General features: G+C 55.5%; 16 protein-coding genes. 8 read left to right on the forward strand and 8 right to left on the reverse strand.

The genetic code is table 11. From position 1 onward, the window contains the following. Window positions 1-83 precede the first annotated feature (83 nt). Window positions 84-1541, forward strand: coding sequence for a pyridoxal phosphate-dependent decarboxylase family protein (locus ACR0EV_RS16850; RefSeq protein WP_480801142.1), 1458 nt, complete (start codon window positions 84-86; stop codon window positions 1539-1541). A 96-nt stretch (window positions 1542-1637) separates the two neighbouring features. On the opposite strand, the gene ychF is transcribed toward ACR0EV_RS16850, so the two are convergent. Then, the gene (gene ychF / locus ACR0EV_RS16855) at window positions 1638-2735 is read right to left on the reverse strand and encodes a redox-regulated ATPase YchF (RefSeq protein WP_480801143.1); all 1098 of its coding nucleotides are present in this window, start codon (window positions 2733-2735) and stop codon (window positions 1638-1640) included. Window positions 2736-2936: 201 nt separating this feature from the next. On the opposite strand from ychF, the gene ACR0EV_RS16860 reads away from it, so the two are divergent. From ACR0EV_RS16860 to ACR0EV_RS16890, 7 genes are all read left to right on the forward strand, one after another. Beyond that, on the forward strand, window positions 2937-3425 hold the full coding sequence (locus ACR0EV_RS16860) for an acyloxyacyl hydrolase (RefSeq protein WP_480801144.1): 489 nt from the start codon (window positions 2937-2939) through the stop codon (window positions 3423-3425). A gap of 78 nt (window positions 3426-3503) precedes the next feature. Further along, window positions 3504-4295, forward strand: a complete 792-nt coding sequence (gene trpA / locus ACR0EV_RS16865; protein WP_480801145.1) for a tryptophan synthase subunit alpha — start codon at window positions 3504-3506, stop codon at window positions 4293-4295. Window positions 4296-4442: 147 nt separating this feature from the next. Then, entirely contained in the window at window positions 4443-5609 is a 1167-nt protein-coding gene (locus ACR0EV_RS16870) for an alpha-hydroxy acid oxidase (protein ID WP_480801146.1), read from the forward strand. Between the two features lie 247 nt (window positions 5610-5856). After that, the gene (locus ACR0EV_RS16875) at window positions 5857-6510 is read left to right on the forward strand and encodes a 50S ribosomal protein L25/general stress protein Ctc (protein ID WP_480801147.1); all 654 of its coding nucleotides are present in this window, start codon (window positions 5857-5859) and stop codon (window positions 6508-6510) included. Between the two features lie 127 nt (window positions 6511-6637). Next, window positions 6638-7318: an aminoacyl-tRNA hydrolase gene (gene pth, locus ACR0EV_RS16880; RefSeq protein WP_480801148.1), complete on the forward strand. Its 681-nt coding sequence runs from the start codon at window positions 6638-6640 to the stop codon at window positions 7316-7318. Window positions 7319-7401: 83 nt separating this feature from the next. Then, window positions 7402-8565 carry a serine hydrolase domain-containing protein gene (locus ACR0EV_RS16885; RefSeq protein ID WP_480801149.1) on the forward strand — a complete coding sequence of 388 codons (1164 nt, stop codon included), beginning with the start codon at window positions 7402-7404 and terminating at the stop codon, window positions 8563-8565. 9 nt (window positions 8566-8574) lie between these two features. Next, a complete protein-coding gene (locus tag ACR0EV_RS16890) occupies window positions 8575-8949 on the forward strand; it encodes a DUF2237 family protein (RefSeq protein WP_480801150.1) in 375 nt (124 codons plus the stop codon). 39 nt (window positions 8950-8988) lie between these two features. Here ACR0EV_RS16890 and ACR0EV_RS16895 read toward each other — a convergent pair whose 3' ends face one another. The 7 genes from ACR0EV_RS16895 to rpsA form a co-directional block, all read right to left on the reverse strand. Continuing rightward, window positions 8989-10464, reverse strand: coding sequence for an Ig-like domain-containing protein (locus ACR0EV_RS16895; RefSeq protein WP_480801151.1), 1476 nt, complete (start codon window positions 10462-10464; stop codon window positions 8989-8991). Window positions 10465-11168: 704 nt separating this feature from the next. Continuing rightward, window positions 11169-12416: a tryptophan synthase subunit beta gene (gene trpB, locus ACR0EV_RS16900; protein WP_480801152.1), complete on the reverse strand. Its 1248-nt coding sequence runs from the start codon at window positions 12414-12416 to the stop codon at window positions 11169-11171. A gap of 69 nt (window positions 12417-12485) precedes the next feature. Further along, entirely contained in the window at window positions 12486-12821 is a 336-nt protein-coding gene (locus ACR0EV_RS16905) for a hypothetical protein (protein ID WP_480801153.1), read from the reverse strand. A 47-nt stretch (window positions 12822-12868) separates the two neighbouring features. Beyond that, window positions 12869-13510, reverse strand: coding sequence for a phosphoribosylanthranilate isomerase (locus ACR0EV_RS16910; protein WP_480801154.1), 642 nt, complete (start codon window positions 13508-13510; stop codon window positions 12869-12871). Window positions 13511-13519: 9 nt separating this feature from the next. Then, window positions 13520-13870, reverse strand: a complete 351-nt coding sequence (locus ACR0EV_RS16915; RefSeq protein WP_480801155.1) for a lipopolysaccharide assembly protein LapA domain-containing protein — start codon at window positions 13868-13870, stop codon at window positions 13520-13522. Between the two features lie 7 nt (window positions 13871-13877). Continuing rightward, window positions 13878-14162, reverse strand: coding sequence for an integration host factor subunit beta (ihfB, locus tag ACR0EV_RS16920; protein ID WP_008758048.1), 285 nt, complete (start codon window positions 14160-14162; stop codon window positions 13878-13880). A 270-nt stretch (window positions 14163-14432) separates the two neighbouring features. Beyond that, entirely contained in the window at window positions 14433-16109 is a 1677-nt protein-coding gene (gene rpsA / locus ACR0EV_RS16925) for a 30S ribosomal protein S1 (RefSeq protein WP_480801156.1), read from the reverse strand. Window positions 16110-16217 lie beyond the last annotated feature (108 nt).

Here is a 16217-nt window from a genome sequence, read left to right on the forward strand (position 1 = left end):
GTCGTTGAATACATAAGCTACGAAATTATTGCTCTGAAAGTGGTTCTACTGCACCCTGCACTCGAATAGGGAGATCGCGGTAAATGCGAAATGTTAAAGAGGAAACGCTCGATCCAGAAGACTGGGAAGCGGCACGTGCCCTCGCGCACGTCGTAGTAGACGAAGCCGTCGATCACTTGAAGCAGGTGCGCGAGCGACCTGTTTGGCGCCCTATGCCGGACGATGTCAGGTCGCAGTTAAAACAGGGTTTGCCGGAAGCCCCCAGCTCATTGGAAAAGGTCTACAGCGATTATCGGGACCTCGTGCGTGCTTATCCAATGGGCAATATCCATCCCCGATTTTGGGGGTGGTACATGGGAGCAAGCAACTTTACCGGCGCATTGGGTGATTTCCTTGCCGCTGTAGAGGGCAGTAACCTAGGTGGTGGCAACACAGGAGCAGCGCAGGTTGAACGGCAAGTTGTCGATTGGCTGAAGGAAATTGCGGGGTTTCCCGAAACCTCCAGTGGAACTCTGACGAGCGGCGGATCAATGGCCAACCTAGTCGCACATACAGTTATTCGTAACCTCGCGGCTGGCTTTGATGTACGTGAGGAAGGCATAGCCGCTTTGGAAAAGCCGTTGCGGTTTTATGCGTCTGATCAGGTTCATAGCTGCCACCAGAAGGCATTGGAGACCCTGGGTCTTGGCTCAAAAGCATTGGTAGAGATAGCAAGCGATGATCGTCAGAGAATTCGACTCGACGCACTGGAGACCGCGATCTCAGAAGACCGCGCGAAGGGATTGCAACCAGCTTGCGTGATCGGAACGGCAGGCACCACGAACACTGGTGCAATTGATGACCTGACTGCACTCGCCGATATTTGTGATCGAGAGCAGCTTTGGTTTCACGTGGATGGGTGCATCGGCGGGGTACTGCGTCTTGCTCCCAACCACGCGCATCTTGTGAAAGGGATCGAACGGGCAGGTTCGGTTGCAATTGATCCACACAAATGGCTTCACGCACCATTTGAGGCAGGTGCGGTTTTGATCAAAGATGCCCAGTCTCACTTCGCAACCTTTGAAATGCATGGCGACTATCTTCAGCTTCAGGAACGTGGAATGATCGCGGGTAAGTTCCTTGCCGATTATGGATTGGAGCTTAGCCGTGGTTTCCGTGCACTCAAAATCTGGATGGCGTTCAAAGAACAGGGCGCTTCCAAGTTTGGTCGCCTCATATCGCAAGACATCTCTCATGCACACTACATGGCGCGTCAGATTGAGGCTCATCCGAAACTGGAGCTTGTAGCTCCGGTGGACCTCAACATCGTGTGCTTCCGGCATGTAGCGGCTGATGATGATGCGGCCAAGGCGCTCAATACCGAGATTATGCTGCGGCTTCAGGAACGGGGTCTTGCAGTCTCGTCAGACACAACTGTTCAAGGCAGACACGGGCTCCGATGCGCCTTCAACAACCACCGAACGAGACGCGAGGATATTGATGGATATTTACGTGACGTACTGTGTGTGGGTGAGGAGATTCTGAACGAAAACAGCCCGTAGGTTTTTGGCGTGACTAGGTGTACGCAAAACCTACGACCGCTTTGAGCTAAACGCGATCATACCCTGGGTGACAATCCACGCAGAAGACGTCGAAAGTCAGGTATTAAACAGGAAGTGCATCACATCGCCATCCTTGACGATGTAGCCCTTGCCTTCAGCCCGCATCTTGCCCGCCTCTTTGGCACCTTGCTCACCCTTCGCGGCGATGTAGTCGTCATAGGCGATGGTCTCGGCACGGATGAAACCCTTTTCGAAATCCCCATGAATCACTCCGGCGGCCTGTGGTGCGGCGGTGCCGGTGCGGATGGTCCAGGCGCGGGCCTCTTTTGGGCCAACCGTGAAATAGGTTTCCAGCTTGAGCAGGTCATAACCGGCGCGGATCAGACGATCTAGGCCAGGCTCTTCAAGGCCCATTTCCTCAAGGAACATCTGCGCCTCGTCCTCTTCCAGCAGGCTGATCTCTTCTTCGATTTTGGCGCTGATGATAACGTGGGAATTGCCTTGCGCTGCAGCCATTTCGGCGACTTTCGCTGAATATGCGTTGCCTTCGGCGGCTTCTTCCTCGGACACGTTGCAGACATAAAGCACCGGCTTGGTGGTCAGCAGTTGCAGCATGTTCCAAGCTTTGGCGTCTTCGTCCGAGACCTCGACCAGACGCGCGGGCTTGCCGTTTTCCAGCATCGCCTGCGCTTCGGCCAGCAGACGATCCTGCTGTTGCGCTTCTTTGTCGTTGCCCTTGAGCTTACGAACCAGGTTCGCGCGGCGCTTTTCGATGCTTTCCAGATCGGCCAGCATAAGCTCGGTCTCAATCGTGTCAGCGTCGGCCACCGGATCGACACGGCCGTCCACATGGGTCACGTCGCCATCTTCGAAACACCGCAGCACGTGGGCGATGGCGTCAGTTTCTCGGATGTTAGCCAAAAACTGGTTGCCCAGACCCTCACCCTTAGAGGCGCCTTTGACCAGACCCGCGATATCCACGAACGTCATCCGCGTTGGAATGATCTGTTTCGATGCGGCAATCGCGGCCAGCTTGTCCAGACGGTCATCCGGCACTGCCACGTCGCCCACGTTGGGCTCGATGGTGCAAAACGGGAAGTTCGCCGCCTGCGCGGCTGCGGTTTTGGTCAACGCATTGAACAGGGTCGATTTGCCCACATTCGGCAGACCCACAATTCCCATTTTAAAGCCCATCACGGCCTCCTGCATAGAATACGAACGCAGCTTCTATGCAGGTCCGTCTCAATGCGCAAGCCATTGCAGGTCCGATCGCAACTGAGTCATTTTGGACACATCACAAAATCGTTCCCAAAACGTGTTCTTGGTGGAATTGAAAAAAAGGCATTACGCTAACCACTTAGCATTGCACCACGAGATTTTTATCGGCAGAACACAATGAAACAACTTCTCCTTGCAGCCGCTCTGACCTTTACCACTTACGCAACCGCGCATGCCCAAACCATTGTCTTCGGAGCCGGGTACTCAGACTTTTCCGAAGCGACATCCGAAGATCAGGCTCTTATCGCTCTTGAATACCAACACACGCCGTTTCACCAGGCAACGCGGTTCAGCGCTGGCTGGGGTGCCGCACTCTCTGTTGACGAAGACGGAGATACACACATCGGTGCAGGGCTGATCGGGCTGTATTCCTTGGGTGAGCGCTGGTTTATCGAAGGCAGTGTTATGCCGGGGTACTTCAATGCCAGCAATGACCAGAACGACCTGGGCGGAGACTTTCAGATCCGCAGCCTGTTGGGGCTGGGCTATAGCCTCAACAACGGAAACAGCGTATCTGTTGCGATCACCCATAAATCCAACGCCAGTACCAATGACGAAAACCCCGGCGTGAACGCGTTGTTGTTGCGGTATCATCTGGGCTTCTGACCTATTCCTGCCTCGGCGGGATTGATTTTCGGACAAACTTTCTGCACACGGGTCCAAACCCGAGTGCAAGGACATCCGATGACCCGTATCGACGCAAAGTTTGCCGCCCTGAAAACTGAAGGCAAAAAGGCTTTTGTTGCCTATGTCATGGCCGGAGACCCCGACTACGAAACTTCACTTGAAGTGGTCAAAGGTCTGCCGGGCGCTGGCGTAGACGTCATCGAACTGGGCTTGCCATTTACCGACCCGATGGCCGATGGGCCGACGATTCAGGCAGCAGGTCAACGCGCTTTGGATGGCGGCATGACTTTGCAACGCACATTGGATCTGGCACGTGCGTTCCGTGAAACTGACGATACGACTCCGATTGTCCTGATGGGGTATTACAACCCGATCTACAGCCGCGGTGTAGACGCGTTTCTGGCCGATGCGAAAGAAGCCGGGATTGACGGGTTGATCGTTGTGGACCTACCGCCAGAAGAAGACGAAGAATTGTGCCTGCCGGCTCAGGCGGCAGGGTTGAACTTCATCCGTCTGGCAACCCCCACCACTGACGACAAGCGCTTGCCAAGGGTTCTGCAGAACACATCCGGTTTCGTGTACTACGTCTCGATCACCGGGATCACCGGCGCGGCCGAAGCACAGGCAACGGATGTTGGCCCCGAAGTCGCCCGCATCAAAGCCGCGACAGACCTGCCGGTGATCGTGGGCTTTGGCATTAACACGCCTGAAAAGTCACGCAACATCGCATCAGTGTCCGACGGTGCCGTGGTCGGATCGGCGATCGTGAGCCAGATCGGCGCGGGCCAACCGGTGGCCGAAGTGTTGGATTTTGTTAAATCTCTGTCGGATGGGGCGCACAGCGTCTGACCTAAAGAGCGCATCACAACAATCAACCAAACCGCCGTAGAGTGCTCTGCGGCGGTTTTTTGACGGCCGGTCACGTGGCCAATCCATTGCAGGCCTCGGAAGGGATTGGTAAGGAAAATTAACCAGAAAACCCAGAGGTTCTCAACCATGCCCGTGATTACCAATATCGAAGACCTCAGGCGCATATATGAACGTCGTGTACCACGGATGTTCTATGACTACGCCGAAAGCGGCAGTTGGACGGAACAGACGTTTCGCGAAAACAGCAGCGATTTTGAAGAAATCCGTCTGCGCCAGCGGGTAGCGGTTGATATGTCCGGGCGTTCGACCGCCTCGCAGATGATTGGCGAGGATGTTTCGATGCCGGTCGCACTGGCACCGGTGGGTCTGACAGGGATGCAGCACGCGGATGGAGAGATGAAGGCCGCAAAAGCAGCCGAGGAATTCGGCGTACCCTTTACGCTTTCGACCATGTCGATCAACTCGATCGAGGACGTGGCAGAACACACTAACAAGCCATTCTGGTTCCAGCTTTATACGATGAAGGACACTGATTACGTCAGCCGTCTGATCCAAAGGGCCAAAGACGCAAAGTGTTCAGCGTTGGTGATCACTCTGGACCTCCAAATTCTTGGTCAACGCCACAAGGACTTGAAGAACGGCCTTTCCGCCCCTCCGAAACTAACTGCAAAAACCATCGCCAACCTGATGACCAAATGGGCTTGGGGTGTCGAAATGCTGAGAGCGCAAAGACGCGAATTCGGCAATATCGTAGGGCATGTAGAAGGCATCTCAGACGCCTCTTCGTTAGGTGCCTGGACCGCCGAGCAGTTCGATCCCAGTCTGGATTGGGCCAAAGTCGAAAAACTGATGGAACAATGGGGCGGCAAGGTCATCCTGAAAGGGGTACTGGATGCCGAAGACGCCAAGATCGCTGCCAAGCTAGGCGCAGACGCCATTGTTGTGTCCAACCACGGGGGGCGTCAACTGGACGGCGCCCTGAGTTCGATCCGCGTGCTCCCCGAGATCATGGATGCTGTCGGTGGAGATATCGAAGTGCATCTGGACAGCGGCATCAGGTCCGGGCAGGACGTTTTAAAGGCATTGGCCTTGGGGGCGAAAGGCACCTATATCGGGCGCGCTTTTGTGTATGGTCTTGGCGCCATGGGGCAAGAGGGCGTGACCACAGCGCTGGAAGTAATCCAAAAAGAACTGGACACCACAATGGCACTTTGCGGTGAGCGTAAAGTGACCGATCTTGGCCGCCATAACCTTCTTGTGCCCGAAGATTTTGGCGGTCGCTGGCAAGACTGAACCGGTTGTTAAAGGGAGGCTCTGCCCCCGGTCGCCCGATGGGCGCCTCCCCCGCGATATTTATAGCCAGATGAAGCAAGGATCCTTTATTCATCTGGCCGAAAATACCTCGGAGCGCGAGGCAGAGCCTCGCAAAAAGGAAAACGGCTAAAAACCTCTTTCCAAACCAAATGAATCAAGCTAAGGACGCGGCTTCACGCGGGCATACAGCCTTGGAGGATGCCCGCCCTAACATTGGAGAATTATCATGGCTGGAGAGATTCCTGATCTCGTAGCTCTGGAACGGACGGGGACAGGCAAGGGCGCCGCTCGTCAGACACGCCGCGACGGCATGGTTCCGGGCATTGTTTTTGGTGGCGATAAAGAGCCGCTGCCGATTCAGATCCCGTTCAACGAGTTGTTCAAGCGCCTGAAAGCGGGCCGCTTCAAGTCGACTTTGTGGAACCTGAAGGTTGAGGGTCACGAAGACGTCCGCGTCATCTGCCGCGACGTTCAGCGTGACATCGTCAAAGACCTGCCGACCCACCTGGACCTGATGCGCCTGCGCCGGACCACCAAAATCGCGCTGTTCATCCCCGTTGAGTTCATCAACGAAGACGAAGCGCCCGGCATCAAAAAGGGCGGCGTTCTGACTGTTGTCCGACCGGAAGTCGAGCTGGTTTGCACCGCGGGTGATATCCCCGAGAAGATCACAGTTGATGTGACCGGTATGAACATCAACGACGTTGTCACCATTTCGTCGGTTGACCTGCCCGCAGGCACCAAGCCGACCATCGACCGTGACTTCGTGATCGCCAACATTTCGGCACCAACCGGTCTGTCGACCAGCGACGACGAAGAAGGTGAAGAAGTGGCTGCAGACGAAGTTGAAGTCGTCGGTCAGGAAGCTGAAGAAGAATAAGCTCGAACTTCAAAAGTTCGGATTTGGAAACGGGGCCTCTGTCGGGCCCCGTTTTCTTTTGCCGCTCGGGCTGGAAACGCGTGGCATTCCGTGCCATCTACCAGCTGCATCGCACAAGGATGAGACTATGAAACTGTTTGTCGGATTGGGGAACCCGGGGTCGAAATACGCCCGCAACCGGCACAATATTGGCTTCATGGCCGTGGAACGGATCGCCGAGGATCACGGCTTTGGCCCTTGGAAATCCAAGTTTCAGGCCGAAATCGCCGAGGGGCGATTGGGCGATGAAAAGGTTCTGCTGATCAAACCGCAGACCTTCATGAACCGGTCGGGCCAGTCGGTGGGAGAAGCGATGCGGTTCTACAAGCTGGATTCGACCGATGTGACCATCTTCCACGACGAGCTGGACCTCGCGCCCGGAAAAGTCCGTGTAAAAGCAGGCGGAGGGCACGCCGGGCACAATGGCCTGCGCTCGATCCATGATCATATCAGCCCGGCCTATGATCGCGTGCGGTTGGGGATCGGGCATCCGGGGCGGAAAGAAATGGTCTCACCCTATGTTCTGGGTGATTTTGCCAAGGCTGATGCCGACTGGCTGGATGATGTGCTGCGCGGGGTTTCGGATGGCGCGGCTTATTTGGCGAACGGAGACAGTGGCAAATTCATGAATGCAGTCGCGCTGCGCACGGCTCCGCCCCGATCATCAAAAACCCCTGCCCCGAAGACCCAAGCGAAGCCTGATACACCACCCGAACCAGTGGTTGATGACCGCTCTGCCATGCAGAAGCTGTTGGACAAATTCAAATAGCCAGTCCCAAACGTTCCGTTACGTAGCCATTGCAGATTGAAAGCGACCGCGATCCAATACCATGGACCAAGGGAGGTTAAGGGATGAGATCCTTCTTGAAATGGGTGCTGCGCATTGGTGTCGCACTGGTTCTGGCGGCCGTTGCCGTAGGGCTCTGGAAACGTGAAGAGCTGCAGCGCTTGATGGCCGTGAACTCACTATTTTCCGAGGAAAAGATCGTTCACAATTTTTCGCATATGGACGCGGCTTTTTTGACTGTCGATCTGCCCCGTGGCGACGCCCCGACATGGGAGCTGCCTTATGGCGACGGGTTTGATTTGCCGGACGGCACCGACGCCTGGATTGATGAACGCGCTGTCACCTCTCTGTTGGTGATGCAAGACGGCGATATCCGGTTCGAGGAATACTATCTGGGCACCGGACCGGATGACCGCAGGATCTCGTGGTCGGTGGCTAAAAGCTATTTGTCAGCGCTTTTTGGGATTTTATTGGATGAGGGCGCAATAGAGTCGCTGGATGATCCGGTGGTGAAATACGCGCCAAAACTCAAGGGTAGCGCGTATGAGGGCGCGACAATCCGCAATGTGTTGAACATGGCCAGCGGGGTCACCTTTGACGAGGATTATCTGGACCCGAATTCCGACATCAACAGGATGGGTCGTGTCATAGCCCTAGGTGGTGAGTTGGACGATTTTGCGGCGTCCTTGCAAGACAGCTTCGCGACACCGGGCGAAACCTGGCAATACGTCTCGATCGACACGCACGTCCTGGGCATGGTGATACGCGGCGCGACCGGGCAGAGCGTGGCGGAACTGCTGACCGAAAAAATCATTCAGCCCCTGGGCCTGGAACGCGACGGATACTATGTCACTGACGGTACTGGCGTTGCTTTTGTTTTGGGCGGCCTGAACTTCACCACGCGTGATTTTGCACGGTTCGGTCAGATGATCCTGGAAGACGGCGAAGTGAATGGGCAGCAACTGGTCCCTGCCGAATGGATATTTGAGGCCACGCAACCCAGCGCCCCGACGGCACAAGGCAAGATCGGGTATGGCTATCAATGGTGGATACCCCGCGGCGCGCATGAGGGTGAATTTCTGGCCCGTGGCGTTTACGGTCAGTTTATCTATTTCAATCAGCCCCGCGGTGTTCTTATCGTCTCGACCGGTGCAGATCGCCTGTTCCGTGAACCCGGCGTGAATGATCAGAACATCGAAATGTTCCGAAAGATCGCAGAAAGCCTGTAAGGTAGCCTTATGCAAAAGCAAGACAGTATCAATGTTCTGGGTGGTGTCCTCGCCCCCTGTTCAAGAGATCCTCTAACCGGCTTTTTCCGGGACGGTGCATGTAACACCTGCCCCGAAGATCAGGGCAGCCACACCGTGTGTGCGGTAATGACAGCCGAGTTCCTGGCCTTCTCGAAATACGTCGGTAATGATCTAAGCACCTCACGACCCGAGTTCGACTTTCCCGGTCTTAAGCCCGGTGACAGCTGGTGCCTTTGCGCCAGTCGCTTTCTACAAGCCCATGACGAAGGATGTGCACCTCAGGTCCATCTTGAGGCCACGCATCAACGCGCGCTAGAAATCGTGCCCCTTGAGATTTTGCAACAGCACAAAGCGGAAAAATGATGGTTTCAAAGCGGCCGTGTCTGATCGGCTCAGATCGGGTCAGAAGGACATTTGCCAGAGAAGATTAAGACTGTAGTTCTCGAACCCGCTTTCACCAATGCCGTCATAAAACACATTGGCCGCAAGCAAACTGTTGTTCTCCAGACGGTAGTCAAAGCCCAAATCCGCGCGGGCACGGGCCGTATCACCAATTGGCGTTACGCCCGGAACAGTGCCTGTGCCTGAGGTTGTACTCCAGATCCCTGACAAACCGCCGGTCAAATCCATGGCGCCGCGCGACACCTGGATAGGGTGGCTGAAATCCATACCCAGCCGCGCCGTGGTCAGGCTAAAGTCTTGCTGTGGAATGAGGTTCCCCAAGCTGTCAGTGTACGCCTTCTGATCATCGCTGGCATAGCTGACATCCAGCAATGGCATCAAAGTCAGAGCGCCTCGCTTGATTTCGCCGGTGACGCGCGATTGAACTAACCAGCGTTCGCTGTCGAAACTGTCGGTGTAAGTGCCCAGCGGAGAAATGTCATTGTCAGCCTGCCCGTACAGAACGCGCCCTTCAAAAAACACCGGCTGACTGGGCAATTTGGCGACCACGTAAGGACCAACCAACCATCCTGTACCATCGACACTGGCTGCTCCGTTCTCAGTTTCGGCATAGTCGAGTTGCAACATGGCGCCAATCAGAAGGTTCGAATTGACCAGGCGGTGCGCGCCCAATACGGCCAGTGCATAAGAACTGTCGAAATTGTCCTGTGAACTCCAATTGCCGGTCAGGTTGAACCAGACCGGGCTGGATGGATCTGAGGCAAAGTTCAGATAACCCGAACCTTGCGTCACCGAAGAGTCCAACACGCCAGAACCTGACCGCTGCAAGAACCGGGTCAGTCCGGGCTGGTTTGTCGTAAGGCTGGTGGCCCGTGCGTTCTGAAAGGCCTGTATAAGACGCTGCGTGTTTGTCACCGCCTGTACTGTCGTCACAGTGTTGGAGGCCAGGTTCAAGTTGCCCGCCGCATCAGTGAACACACCAGCTGGAATGAACAGTTCGATGGTACCGTTGTTCTGCGGTGTAAGCGTTGCAACATAGTTAGTCCCGGACCCTGTCAGGGTGGCTGTTGCGTTGGTGACCGACAGATCGCCCACTGTGAAATCTGTGCTGGGCTCGCTGAGGGTGATCGACGCCTGAAAAGTTCCATTTCCTGTGGCTGTCAATGCTCCGATTGTGGCCGTTGGCTGGGTTACATCCACCAGTGTTCGTGTGTTGATAATTTGAGTGGTCGTGACGCCAGACAGCGCGATCTCATAGCGGTATAGTGGACCGCCAACGGTTTCCTGGGCAGTGAAAACCACGCCAAGAAACCCATCCGCTGCATAGGTGGAATCTGCACCATCCTGACTGATGATGGTTGCGTTAAGGTATCCCAACGCCGCCAATCCACCGGGTGTGATCGCACTTGCAGGCAGAATGCCCGAGTTGAAATAGAAAGCCCCGCCAGGAACCTCTCCGGAGCCACCCAAAGACATAAACGCCGTTTCAGTTCCCTGAAGATTGCTGAAGAAAATCTGCCCGCCGTTCGGAGTCGTTACGGTTTGTGATGGAAATGAAGGGCCCCCGAAGGCAAGACCTTCCTTAGCGTTTGCAGCGATAAGCGCCGAAACCAGAAAAACCAGGCTTAACAACCTCACTATCGCAAACCTTACCATACTACCTCCTACAACACCGCATGGGTGCCAAACACAGGGGCGCTGAGGTTCGCAGAGCAACCCAAGCGTGTTATCACTGGTCTCAGCAGCAAAGAGAATCCCCTGAAACCGGCCCCCATAAACCAGTTTACGAAACGTTAAATCAATTCTGAGAAGTTGTATAGAATGTGAGATTGCTCACCAGAACAATGGCAACTTAGGAATTGTATTGGGATTTTTGCAGGCTGATTAAACAGCCCCAGTGAACTAACGTTTTTCAAAGGCGTTAGAGAAGAAAACCGCAAGCGACGGCAGATAGAAGACTAAGTGTTTTAAAGGAATAGAACCCGAGAAAAGTCAGCAAAAATGCAACAGTTTTTGCGATCACCTCAGGCTATCCTCAATCAAGAAACACAATGTCTCTTAACCAACAAGACAGTTTGTATGCCTAAAATTCCTTAACACAAATGACTCAACCAAGAGTCGAGTTATGCACTAGCAGAAGTGTCATGCAAAAAACCGGGGTCAAGCGCCCCGGTTGTGCTTTAGCCGACAGTGCGACCTTCGGTGTCTGACATATCAAAGTTCAGATACTTCGCTACGGTCTGAACGTCCTTGTCGCCCCGCCCACACATGTTCATGCAGATCAGGTGGTCCTTAGGCAGGTCGGGTGCGATTTTCATCACATGGGCTAACGCGTGACAGGGCTCCAGAGCCGGGATGATGCCTTCGGTCGCACAACACAGCTGGAAGGCTTCAAGCGCCTCTTTATCGGTGATCGAGACATAATTGGCCCGGCCAATGTCGTGCAGCCAGGAATGCTCTGGCCCGATGCCCGGGTAGTCCAGACCAGCCGAGATCGAATACCCTTCCAGAATCTGACCGTCGTCATCCTGCAACAGATACGTGCGGTTGCCGTGCAACACGCCCGGACGGCCTCCGGTCAGCGAAGCGCAATGCTCCATCTTCTCGTTCACGCCCTTGCCACCGGCCTCGACGCCGATGATGTTGACGTCTTTGTCGTCGAGGAACGGATAGAACAGGCCCATTGCATTCGACCCACCACCGATGGCTGCAATAATCGTATCGGGCAGACGGCCTTCGGCCTTCATCATCTGCTCTTTGGCTTCTTTGCCAATGATCGACTGGAAATCGCGGACCATGGCCGGATAGGGATGCGGACCAGCCACAGTGCCGATGCAGTAGAACGTGTCACGCACATTGGTCACCCAGTCGCGCAGAGCGTCGTTCATCGCGTCTTTCAAAGTGCCCCGGCCAGACGTGACCGGAATCACTTCGGCACCCAGCAAGCGCATACGGAATACGTTCGGGGCCTGACGCTGAACGTCATGCGCGCCCATGTATACGATGCATTTCAGGCCGAATTTGGCGCAGACGGTGGCGGTGGCCACGCCATGCTGTCCCGCCCCGGTTTCAGCGATGATCCGGGTTTTGCCCATGCGCCGCGCCAGAATGATCTGGCCCAGCACGTTGTTGATCTTGTGCGCGCCGGTATGGTTCAGCTCATCGCGCTTCAGATAAATCTTAGCGCCGCCCAGATGCTCGGTCAGGCGTTCGGCGTAATACAGCGGCGAGGGGCGGCCCACATAGTTGGTCCATAGATCGTCCATCTCGGCCCAGAAGGTGGGGTCATCCTTGGCTTTGTTGTATTCCTCTTCCAGCGACAGGATCAGCGGCATCAGCGTCTCACTGACAAACCGTCCACCGAAAATGCCGAAACGTCCCTGCTCGTCAGGGCCGGACATGAAGGAATTGAAAAGATCGTTGGCCATGGGTGTCTCCACTCGTCGTACCCGTTGTTCATAGGAGGTGGCGGCGGGATTTGCCATGGGCAAAACGCATCATTCCGCAACCTGCGTGTTTTGGCGCCAGACTTGAATCGCCTGATCCGAGGTTGGGACACCGATGCAGCTAAAATGGTAAAATCGGTTCAAATTCGCCAATCGATCAGCCGCCATCATGACGCGACGATGCGGGCCGGATTGCGCGAAGGTCAGCATCGCCTCGATATCGTGCCAGACGCTGAGTGAGAAATAGAGACCGTCCTGCCGAAAAACTGCCGCGTGAAGGCACAAGGGATCACCTTTTGCTTGGTGATATGCCTGCCGTGCGCGCCAGAAAAACTCGGGCGCGTTGTACCAGTGTTTTAACGAGATTCCGCCGATTGCTGCTAACATTTTCCATCCCTCCGTATCGGGGGATACGCAGCGAATTCGAAATCAGATCACACCAGAGCAGCAGCAAACGCGCGGATCAGCGTGGCATCCTTTTGGCCCGGCGCGCTTTCGACACCGGAAGAGACATCAACCTGCCGCGCGCCGGTCATCCTGGCGGCTTCGGCAACGTTTTGCGGAGTCAGGCCGCCAGCCAGCATCCATGGGCGCCGCCAGTATTTCCGACCGGCCAGCAAGCGCCAATCGAATGCTAACCCATTTCCACCGGGCAATTCCGAATCTCTCGGCGGCTTTGCATCAATGAGCAATTGGTCTGCCACCTCGGAGTACAGATCTATTGCAGTCAGATCCTCAGCTTCGGCTACACCGATTGCCTTCATCACCGGCAATCCAAAACGGTCACGAACCTCAGTCACCCTCTGAGGTGATTCCTTGCCGTGTAATTGAAGCATGTCCAGCGGAACTGCGGACACGATACTGTCCAGTTCTTCGTCAGTCGCATTTACAACCAGTGCCACCTTCGCCACGCCCGGCGGCACCAATTGCGTCAATGTCGCAGCTTGCGCGGTATCCAGATGGCGCGGAGATTTCGGAAAGAAGACAAAACCCACATACCCTGCTCCGGCGTCAACAGCCGCGCGCACGTGGTCGGGTGCGGTCAGGCCGCAGATTTTGAATCTAACATCTGACATGGGGTGGGCTCAGCTTGCCTCATCCAGAAGGGCTAGAACATCATCTTTGCCCTCGTTTTGCTTATTCTTGAGCTTCTTGACCTCTCGCTCAAGCTTGCGCACTTCGCTTTTCTTCACCGTTGCGTCACGGCGGTGTTTGTGTTCACGCATCCATTCCCAAACGAACCCAATGATCAGGCCGGCCACAACGCCGCCCAGAACCACGAGGAACAATGGAAGCGAAGCGGTCAGGTTGAACCCGAGCAACTCAGCCAGCGGGTCCGGCATCAGCTTGAGTTCAACCGACTCAACATTGGCGAGAGAAACTGAAATCAGAATGATCCCAAGCGTCCCAAGAAAAGCGTATCGAATGTAGCGCATCATAGCGTCAGGCTTTACCGTTCAATCGGTCCCTTAGCAACTTGCCAGTTTTGAAAAACGGTACACATTTTTCCTCGACCTGAACCGTTTCGCCCGTACGAGGGTTCCGGCCCACACGTGCATCGCGCTTTTTGACCGAAAAAGCGCCGAAACCACGCAGTTCGACACGATCACCTCGCGACATGGCATCGGTGACTTCTTCGAACACAGTATTCACGATCCGCTCAACATCACGCTGATAGAGATGCGGGTTTTCGTCAGCGATTTTCTGAATCAATTCTGAACGGATCATGCGTGATACCCTCCCAGGCAGCCGGTGTGTCAGGTCTACTGATTTGACAGTATAGGAAAAAATCCGGTTTGGGGGAACGCATACTCTGCGCGCTGATGCTTTATTTTGCCATATTCTCACGCAAATTTTTGCCGGACAACGGATTTTGCACACTTAAAGCGCGAACAATACTGCGAATAAGCAAGTCATTTGGAACATATTGATTCGCAACAAAAACGGCCCCGCACTTCCGTGCGAGGCCGAAATTCTTACTTGGGATGCGCCCCGGGCTTAGTCGCCCGACTTCAGCGCCGCACCAAGGATGTCGCCCAGCGACGCGCCCGAGTCGGAAGAACCGTACTGTTCCACGGCCTCTTTCTCTTCGGCGATCTCACGTGCCTTGATCGACAGACCCAGACGACGGGTCTTGCTGTCGACGTTGGTGACGCGAACGTCGACCTTGTCACCGACCGAGAAACGCTCGGGGCGCTGTTCGGCACGGTCACGCGACAGGTCCGAACGACGGATGAACGACTTCATGCCTTCGTACTCGACCTCGATGCCGCCATCTTCGATCGCGGTGACTTCAACGGTGATGACCGAGCCACGCTTCACGCCGCCAACGGCTTCGGCGAACTTGTCACCGCCCAAGGCTTTGATCGACAGCGAGATACGCTCTTTCTCGACATCAACTTCCGAAACGACGGCCGAAACCATATCGCCTTTGCGGTAGTTCTGGATCGCATCTTCGCCACGCTCGTCCCAGGACAGGTCGGACAGGTGAACCATGCCGTCGATGTCGCCTTCGAGGCCAATGAACAGACCGAATTCGGTGATGTTCTTGACTTCGCCTTCGACCTCGGTGCCCTCGGGGTGTGTTTCTGCAAACACTTCCCACGGGTTGCGCTGAGTCTGCTTCAGGCCCAGAGACACGCGACGCTTGGCGCCGTCGATTTCCAGAACCATGACGTCGACTTCCTGGCTGGTCGAAACGATCTTGCCGGGGTGGACGTTTTTCTTGGTCCAGGACATCTCGGACACGTGCACCAGACCTTCGACACCGGCTTCCAATTCGACAAACGCGCCGTAGTCGGTGATGTTGGTGACGCGACCCTGATGAACCGAGCCCAGCGGGTACTTGGCAGCAACCAGATCCCACGGATCTTCTTGCAGCTGCTTCATGCCCAGGCTGATGCGGTGGGTCTCTTTGTTGATCTTGATGACCTGAACCTTGATGGTTTCGCCGATCGTCAGGATTTCGGACGGGTGGTTCACACGGCGCCATGCCATGTCGGTGACGTGCAGCAGGCCGTCAACGCCGCCCAGATCAACGAATGCACCGTATTCGGTGATGTTCTTGACAACACCCTCGACGGTCTGACCTTCGGACAGGTTGCCGATAACTTCGGCACGCTGTTCGGCACGCGATTCTTCCAGGATTGCGCGGCGCGAAACAACGATGTTGCCACGGCGGCGGTCCATTTTCAGGATCTGGAACGGCTGCTTCAGACCCATCAGCGGGCCAGCGTCGCGCACGGGGCGGACGTCAACCTGCGAGCCGGGCAGGAACGCAACTGCGCCACCCAGATCGACGGTGAAGCCACCTTTGACGCGACCAAAGATAGCACCTTCGACTCGCTGGTCGTCGGCATATGCTTTTTCCAGACGGTCCCATGCTTCTTCACGGCGGGCCATCTCGCGCGAGATGACGGCTTCGCCACGGGCGTTTTCTGCGGCGCGCAGGTATACTTCAACCTCGTCGCCTACAGCAATTTCAGGGGCTTCGCCGGGATTTGCGAATTCTTTCAGATCAACGCGGCCTTCCATTTTGTAGCCTACGTCGATGATGGCTTGGCCGGCTTCGATCGCCAGAACCTTGCCTTTGACAACAGAACCCTCTTCGGGTGTGTCCATTTCGAAGCTTTCGTTCAGGAGGGCTTCGAATTCCTCCATGGATGTATTAGCCATGTGGCGTTGTTTTCCTTTACATACGTTTTTGCTGGCCGAGCGGTTGTCTCCGCCGGTCTTGTTTCATGATGTCGTCAGACGTGACCCGGTGCGCCCCTGAGCAAACAA

The organism is Ruegeria sp. CF8, assembly GCF_056537285.1.

Bases quoted from the DNA above. Each gene is read 5' to 3' on its own strand.
- ACR0EV_RS16850 (WP_480801142.1), top strand. From the start codon at position 84: ATGCGAAATGTTAAAGAGGAAACGCTCGATCCAGAAGACTGGGAAGCG.
- ychF (WP_480801143.1), bottom strand. From the start codon at position 2,735: ATGGGCTTTAAAATGGGAATTGTGGGTCTGCCGAATGTGGGCAAATCG.
- ACR0EV_RS16860 (WP_480801144.1), top strand. From the start codon at position 2,937: ATGAAACAACTTCTCCTTGCAGCCGCTCTGACCTTTACCACTTACGCA.
- trpA (WP_480801145.1), top strand. From the start codon at position 3,504: ATGACCCGTATCGACGCAAAGTTTGCCGCCCTGAAAACTGAAGGCAAA.
- ACR0EV_RS16870 (WP_480801146.1), top strand. From the start codon at position 4,443: ATGCCCGTGATTACCAATATCGAAGACCTCAGGCGCATATATGAACGT.
- ACR0EV_RS16875 (WP_480801147.1), top strand. From the start codon at position 5,857: ATGGCTGGAGAGATTCCTGATCTCGTAGCTCTGGAACGGACGGGGACA.
- pth (WP_480801148.1), top strand. From the start codon at position 6,638: ATGAAACTGTTTGTCGGATTGGGGAACCCGGGGTCGAAATACGCCCGC.
- ACR0EV_RS16885 (WP_480801149.1), top strand. From the start codon at position 7,402: ATGAGATCCTTCTTGAAATGGGTGCTGCGCATTGGTGTCGCACTGGTT.
- ACR0EV_RS16890 (WP_480801150.1), top strand. From the start codon at position 8,575: ATGCAAAAGCAAGACAGTATCAATGTTCTGGGTGGTGTCCTCGCCCCC.
- ACR0EV_RS16895 (WP_480801151.1), bottom strand. From the start codon at position 10,464: ATGTCTTTGGGTGGCTCCGGAGAGGTTCCTGGCGGGGCTTTCTATTTC.
- trpB (WP_480801152.1), bottom strand. From the start codon at position 12,416: ATGGCCAACGATCTTTTCAATTCCTTCATGTCCGGCCCTGACGAGCAG.
- ACR0EV_RS16905 (WP_480801153.1), bottom strand. From the start codon at position 12,821: ATGTTAGCAGCAATCGGCGGAATCTCGTTAAAACACTGGTACAACGCG.
- ACR0EV_RS16910 (WP_480801154.1), bottom strand. From the start codon at position 13,510: ATGTCAGATGTTAGATTCAAAATCTGCGGCCTGACCGCACCCGACCAC.
- ACR0EV_RS16915 (WP_480801155.1), bottom strand. From the start codon at position 13,870: ATGCGCTACATTCGATACGCTTTTCTTGGGACGCTTGGGATCATTCTG.
- ihfB (WP_008758048.1), bottom strand. From the start codon at position 14,162: ATGATCCGTTCAGAATTGATTCAGAAAATCGCTGACGAAAACCCGCAT.
- rpsA (WP_480801156.1), bottom strand. From the start codon at position 16,109: ATGGCTAATACATCCATGGAGGAATTCGAAGCCCTCCTGAACGAAAGC.